6 protein-coding genes and 3 tRNA genes are annotated in these 6,293 nt (G+C 42.8%); 3 read left to right on the plus strand and 6 right to left on the minus strand.

Annotation, left to right across the window (positions count from 1 at the left end; genetic code table 11):
* Positions 1-122: 122 nt before the first annotated feature.
* The 5 genes from ACFQ2O_RS18895 to ACFQ2O_RS18915 form a co-directional block, all read right to left on the minus strand.
* On the minus strand, positions 123-677 hold the full coding sequence (locus tag ACFQ2O_RS18895) for a 1-acyl-sn-glycerol-3-phosphate acyltransferase (RefSeq protein ID WP_377531642.1): 555 nt from the start codon (positions 675-677) through the stop codon (positions 123-125).
* A gap of 96 nt (positions 678-773) precedes the next feature.
* A complete protein-coding gene (locus ACFQ2O_RS18900) occupies positions 774-1,328 on the minus strand; it encodes a hypothetical protein (protein ID WP_377531645.1) in 555 nt (184 codons plus the stop codon).
* A gap of 130 nt (positions 1,329-1,458) precedes the next feature.
* Positions 1,459-2,229: a patatin-like phospholipase family protein gene (locus tag ACFQ2O_RS18905; RefSeq protein WP_377531648.1), complete on the minus strand. Its 771-nt coding sequence runs from the start codon at positions 2,227-2,229 to the stop codon at positions 1,459-1,461.
* On the minus strand, positions 2,229-3,071 hold the full coding sequence (locus ACFQ2O_RS18910; RefSeq protein ID WP_377531651.1) for an MBL fold metallo-hydrolase: 843 nt from the start codon (positions 3,069-3,071) through the stop codon (positions 2,229-2,231). Before ACFQ2O_RS18910 ends, ACFQ2O_RS18905 begins: the two co-directional genes overlap by 1 nt.
* A 123-nt stretch (positions 3,072-3,194) precedes the next feature.
* Positions 3,195-4,145 (minus strand): acetyl-CoA carboxylase carboxyltransferase subunit alpha, encoded by a 951-nt coding sequence (locus ACFQ2O_RS18915; protein WP_377531653.1) that lies wholly within the window; start codon positions 4,143-4,145, stop codon positions 3,195-3,197.
* A 223-nt stretch (positions 4,146-4,368) separates the two neighbouring features.
* On the opposite strand from ACFQ2O_RS18915, the gene ACFQ2O_RS18920 reads away from it, so the two are divergent.
* The 3 genes from ACFQ2O_RS18920 (at position 4,369) to ACFQ2O_RS18930 (ending at position 4,705) form a co-directional block, all read left to right on the plus strand.
* Positions 4,369-4,442 (plus strand) — tRNA-Asp (locus tag ACFQ2O_RS18920).
* Between the two features lie 58 nt (positions 4,443-4,500).
* Positions 4,501-4,574, plus strand: a tRNA-Asp gene (locus tag ACFQ2O_RS18925).
* A gap of 57 nt (positions 4,575-4,631) precedes the next feature.
* A tRNA-Asp gene (locus ACFQ2O_RS18930) sits at positions 4,632-4,705 on the plus strand.
* A gap of 430 nt (positions 4,706-5,135) precedes the next feature.
* Here the strand turns inward: ACFQ2O_RS18930 and gmd are convergent.
* Entirely contained in the window at positions 5,136-6,251 is a 1,116-nt protein-coding gene (gene gmd, locus ACFQ2O_RS18935; protein ID WP_377531656.1) for a GDP-mannose 4,6-dehydratase, read from the minus strand.
* Positions 6,252-6,293: the final 42 nt, after the last annotated feature.

Below are 6,293 nucleotides of genomic sequence, written 5' to 3' on the forward strand. Positions count from 1 at the left end.
GACAAAGCGGTTTTAGAGCTTCATAGCAGCGCTATGGGGCGAGAAAAGCGTGAAGCCAGGTTTCTTTACAGGCAGCTTGCAGCGCAAAGGATGAATTTTAAACATGCTCTAAATTAAAAAATCTATAGCACTCCTTGATCTGGATACTTACCGGTTTTAGTCCTGTAGAAGTCTTTGATTCTTTCTATGTCGGCTTCCATGTCACCTGTTGGATAGATTGCTGGCCCTATACCTGCTTCTTTCTTTGCATAATCAAGATAGCCGAGCACAATAGGTACGTTAGTGCCTTCAGCCACATGATAGAAGCCCCTGCGCCAGCGAGGCTGGTATTTACGTGTACCTTCTGGCGTTACCATCACACACATATCCCCGGGGGTCTCGCGTATGATCTTTATCATAGCATCTACCATCTTGGTGTTCTTAGAGCGATCTATGGGCAAAGCGCCCATCTTTTTAAGTAAGGGACCTACAATGGGTGCATCTACAAACTCTTTCTTGATGGTAAAACGAATCGGCGCATCCATTAAGTAAAAGGCTGCACGTGCATAAATCAAGTCCCAATTACTTGTATGTGGCGCCGCAATCATGACGCAGCGCCTGTTTTCTGGCGTTAATGTTCCTTTTAAAGTCCAACCAGAAACTTTAAAAATCAGCTTAGATAAAAATTTAGCGATCATTTAATGAGTTAAATTAAAAACTCGAGGAGGTAGGGCAAGTGCCCACCTTATGTTAGCTTGGAAATAAAATGTATAGTTACTCACATATCGGCTATTTTACAAGCCCTCTTTGATGGTTTGGGAGGTTCTGCGCAAAAGATAAGCCTGAACTCCAAAGCCCAACACAGGTCCTAAAGTTGTATTGGCATTGTCTCCGCTCCACTCACGGTAGTACCTGAAGGATAAAATCGGCTCAATGGAAACTTTCTCATTCACAAACCAGGCGTAACCGATACCGAAAGCCCCGTCAAACAAATCTATGTCACTGCCTGCCGATAAGTTTAAAAGGCCAGTCTTCAACGTCAACTCACCAAAGACACCATTATCGAGGTAATATCTTACTAAAGGACCGCCAAGTAGATAGGTCCTTTTATACTTTTGCTGTTCGTCATCTACAGTTACTTTCAAACTCTCGTGTGCAAATCCAAGGTCTACCCCCACTCCGAAATCATTCATAACAAAATAGGCTCCTTTGAAATTTAGATTACCTATTAAGCTGCTTCCTTCCTGAGGCGCCAGCGGTTTGTCTAATGAATTAGAGGTTGCATAGTATGCCGCCTGCAAGTTACCGCCAATTAGTACGGAGCCATGTTTAATCTTGGCCTTGGCCAAAAAGCTCTTATTTTCCTGCGCTAGACCAGAATATGCCAAGAGCAGGAATGATAGTTGAAGAAATAAATTGCGCATACATAGATTATTGTCTGATTACCTCTACATAAACGCATCTTTAGAAAAATGTTTTTTAGTTTATTTGATGAATTAATTTTTGAATATAACGCTCCATATGCATCGCATACCTATACCCAACGTCAAATATTTCATCTGCTTTCCTAAAGCTTGTAAGGCGATAATAGCGAAGCTCCTGAGGTTCTAACAACAGGTCGCATTGTGGCAATCTCAGTTTCACAGTGTTACTGATGGCCAGCATCACCGTGCGCTCAATCATACCCCTAATGGAAGTAACATTTGCCTTATGATTGATAGGGTTAACGTGAACGCCGATTTTAACATCGCAATTGCTATAAAGTGGCTCAACTGGTAAGTTATTGAGTAAACCGCCATCATTCAACATTTTACCGTTAAACTGGATCGGCTCATAAAGTATAGGCACTGCAGAGGAGGCAAGCAGGGGCTTGATTACTTCTCCTGTTGAAAAATAGGCTGTTATACCTTCATTCATTTCAGTAGCGCTTACCACAACGGGTATCTTTAAATCCTCGAACTTTAACTGAGAGCCCAAGTATTTGTTATAAAGTTTTTCAACCTCTTCAAGGTGCAGCAAGCCAGCTTTGCCAAATGTAGGCCGCATCACCTGAAATACACTTAGCTCTTTTATCAAGCTTAGAATTTCGTCAGGACTATAGCCGTAACCGTATAGCACGCCAGCTATAGCACCTGAACTTACTCCTGAGATCATGCTGATTTTTACTCCCTGCTCATCCAAGGCTTTTAAAACCCCCAGATGTGCTATTCCCCTTGCTCCGCCTCCAGACAAAGCCAAACCAATGCGCATTATAAATCGATTAACTTAAACGTATCCTTTAGGCGAACTCCTTTCTCTGTGTGTTGTACTGTACAGCACTCGTTAACGGCATCATGCTCGAAGAAAAGAATAAGTTCTTCATCGGCTGCCCTATTCAGAAATTTAGTCTTTTCATCTAAAGTCAAAAGTGGCCGTGTATCATACCCCATTACATAAGGTATAGGAAGATGCCCTACTGATGGAAGAAGATCAGCCATAAAAGCAATCTTCTTGCCTTTATAAGGGATGACAGGCACCATCATTTTGTCAGTATGGCCATCGGCATATACAATATCAAATTGCGGAAACGGAGAGGATGCAGCTGGATCCACGAACTTCAGGTGGCCACTCTCCTGCATTGGAAGTATATTCTCTTTCAGAAAAGATGCTTTTTCTCGAGCATTAGGCTTGGTTGCCCATTCCCAGTGATCTTTATTTGACCAGTAGGTGGCATTAGGGAAAACTAATTCAAGGGCACCTTCAGCATTTTTATACTTTACACCGCCGCCACAATGGTCAAAGTGCAGGTGCGTCAGGAAAACATCTGTTACATCTTCCGGAGCGAAACCAGTTTTCTGGAGTGATCCAAGCAAGGTAGTGTCTCCATGCAGGTAATAGTGGCTGTAAAATTTTGCATCCTGCTTATCGCCAATTCCATTATCTATCAGTATCAACCGATTTCCATCCTCTATGAGCATGCACCGCATTGCCCAGGTACAGAGGTTATTCTCATCAGCTGGGTTTGTTCGTTGCCATAATGATTTCGGTACTACGCCAAACATGGCGCCTCCGTCCAGCTTAAAAAAGCCAGTATCTATTGCATGTAGTTTCATAGGTATGGTTATGACGTGTGGTTTATACTTAAATGTAAGGCTTTAGAAAGCTCTAAACAAAAAAGACTTGGGGCATACAGCTGATGTCCCAAGTCAATTCATACTATAAACATGTAGTTGCAGTTACGCTTCCAGTACTACACCCATATCAGAGAATTTCTCAATGCGCTGCATGATACGATCTTCGGTGTCCATACCTTCCAGTTCATCGAGCAACTTTATGATCTCGCGCTTCATCTTGCGCATCATTTTCTCAGGCTCTGTGTGTGCACCCCCAAGCGGCTCCTTTATGATGCCATCTATAAGCTTGTTCTGAAGCATGTCTGTCGCTGTTAACTTTAGCGCCTCAGCTGCCTGCTCCTTATAGTTCCAGCTACGCCACAATATAGACGAGCAAGATTCTGGAGATATAACAGAATACCATGTGTTCTCCAGCATCATTACGCGGTCTCCTATAGCTATCCCTAAGGCACCACCAGAAGCTCCCTCTCCTATAATGATGCAAATTACCGGCACCTTGAGCATAAACATCTCTTTCAGGTTGCGGGCTATGGCCTCTCCCTGACCACGCTCCTCTGCTTCTAAGCCAGGAAAGGCACCAGGCGTATCAATCAGGGTGACAATAGGCTTGTTAAACTTTTCAGCCATCTTCATCAACCGAAGCGCTTTCCGGTAACCTTCGGGGTTAGCCATGCCAAAGTTTCGCATCTGGCGCTGTTTTGTATTACGCCCTTTTTGCTGACCGATAAACATGATACTGCGGCCATCTACCTCTCCAAAACCACCTACCATGGCTTTGTCGTCACGCACTGTACGGTCACCGTGTAGCTCTACGAATTTATCTGTTAGACCATGTATGTAGTCTAAAGTATAAGGTCTATCAGGGTGGCGCGACAGCTGCACACGCTGCCATCGAGTTAAATTAGCGTAAGTTTCTTTTTTAAGGATTTTAATTTTCTCTTCCAGCGCCTTTACCGCTTCCGATACATCAACTTGGCTGTCTTCTGCCAATGTTTTCATTTCACGCAGTTTACCCTCAAGGGCAGCAATAGGCTGTTCGAAATCTAAAAGCATAGGTACGTCTCTAGTTTAGGTTACAAATTTAATAGATTCCGGCAATGCGCGTAACAGAACTTGAAAATTATACGAGTCCAAAAAATTAATTTATCTGTAAATGAATATGTTCGGTAAAATAGACGATAATATAGCAGTAAAAAGATACAAAGAGCTTGCACAATTAAAATTGTAAACATACCTTTGCATCACTTTAACGGAGAAAGTTAGAGCAGAGACAAAAGGTCTGGTAGTTCAGTTGGTTAGAATGCCGCCCTGTCACGGCGGAGGTCGCGGGTTCGAGTCCCGTCCAGACCGCAGGTAATACTGCGGTTTTTTGCAGGCATCGCAAATGGCAGTGCATATTGAAGTTTTTGGTCTGGTAGTTCAGTTGGTTAGAATGCCGCCCTGTCACGGCGGAGGTCGCGGGTTCGAGTCCCGTCCAGACCGCAGGTAATACTGCGGTTTTTGCAGGCATCGCAAATTGCGGTGCACATTGAAGTTTTTGGTCTGGTAGTTCAGTTGGTTAGAATGCCGCCCTGTCACGGCGGAGGTCGCGGGTTCGAGTCCCGTCCAGACCGCTCCTTTAAAAGGATCTGAGGTTTATACTTCAGATCCTTTTTCTGTTTATACTTGATCTGAAATTATAATTGCTGCTGGTAATTATAATAGAGCTGTTAACATCGCTTTACTTAGTCAGCTCTATTAAAAGCTGTATGCTGCTATTCATACTGTATTCTCTCGTGCTAAGTATAAAGACGGAATTAACTTTATACTTAACACCTGTGATTCTGTAAGAAAGGTTGAATTTAAAACAGGCTTTAAGGATTCAAAAGCAAATCAAGCACCTACCCCTCCTTTTTTGTTGTAAGCAACTATAAACATATTTTAACAAAAGCCCCAACACTCTTATTATATGAGAGTGATACTAACCAGTGTTTCAAATTTTTAGAAAAAAAAGAGGCTCAGTCGCTATTGCAACTGAGCCTCTTTTATGAAATTTTAAACGAATTAAGATTCGTGATGATTAAGTACACGGTGGCCACCTTCTACTAAGTAGCTGTCACGTTTAAACAACTCGACATCAGATCTCATCATATCTTTTACTAGCGCAGCTAAATCATACTGAGGTTCCCAGTTCAGCTTTGTTTTCGCCTTGGTAGCATCACCTATAAGTAAATCTACCTCAGTAGGTCTAAAGTAGTTCTCATCTACGCAAACTACTTCACGTCCTATTTCAACCTGATAATCAGGGTTGTTGCAAGCGCTAACGTAACCTTTCTCGTTGATTCCTTCGCCTCTGAACTCAATTGAAATGCCCATTTCAGAGAATGCCATTTTCACAAAATCACGCACAGTAGTCGTAACACCTGTCGCAATTACGTAATCCTCTGGCTCATCCTGCTGAAGGATTCTCCACATGGCTTCTACATAATCTTTGGCATGTCCCCAGTCACGCTTAGCATCTAAGTTACCTAAGTATAAACCGTCCTGCAATCCCATTGCAATGCGAGCAGCAGCACGGGTAATTTTTCTAGTTACGAAGGTTTCGCCTCTCAACGGAGACTCATGATTGAAAAGTATACCATTGCAAGCATACATGCCGTAAGCTTCACGATAGTTAATAGTAATCCAATAGCCGTATAATTTAGCAACAGCATATGGTGAGCGAGGATAGAACGGCGTAGTCTCAGACTGAGGAACAGCCTGCACTAAACCGTAAAGCTCAGAAGTCGACGCCTGGTAGATTCTAGTCTTTTCTGTAAGGCCAAGAATACGTATAGCTTCTAGAATACGCAAAGTGCCTAATCCATCTGCATTAGCAGTATACTCAGGAGAGTCAAAGCTCACTTTCACGTGACTCATTGCAGCCAGGTTATAAATTTCGTCTGGCTGCGTTTCCTGTATAATACGGATTATATTTGTAGAGTCAGTTAAGTCACCGTAGTGTAACTTAAAATTGATATTCTTCTCGTGTGGATCCTGATAAAGGTGATCTATACGTTCTGTGTTAATAAGAGAGCTGCGGCGCTTAATGCCATGCACTTTGTATCCTTTGCTAAGTAACAACTCAGCAAGATATGCACCGTCCTGACCGGTCACACCGGTTATAAGGGCTGTCTTCATTGGGTAAGGGTTAGTAAAATATAGATGAATTAATAGACGGAT

This window comes from Pontibacter rugosus, assembly GCF_042678745.1.
GTDB lineage: Bacteria > Bacteroidota > Bacteroidia > Cytophagales > Hymenobacteraceae > Pontibacter > Pontibacter rugosus.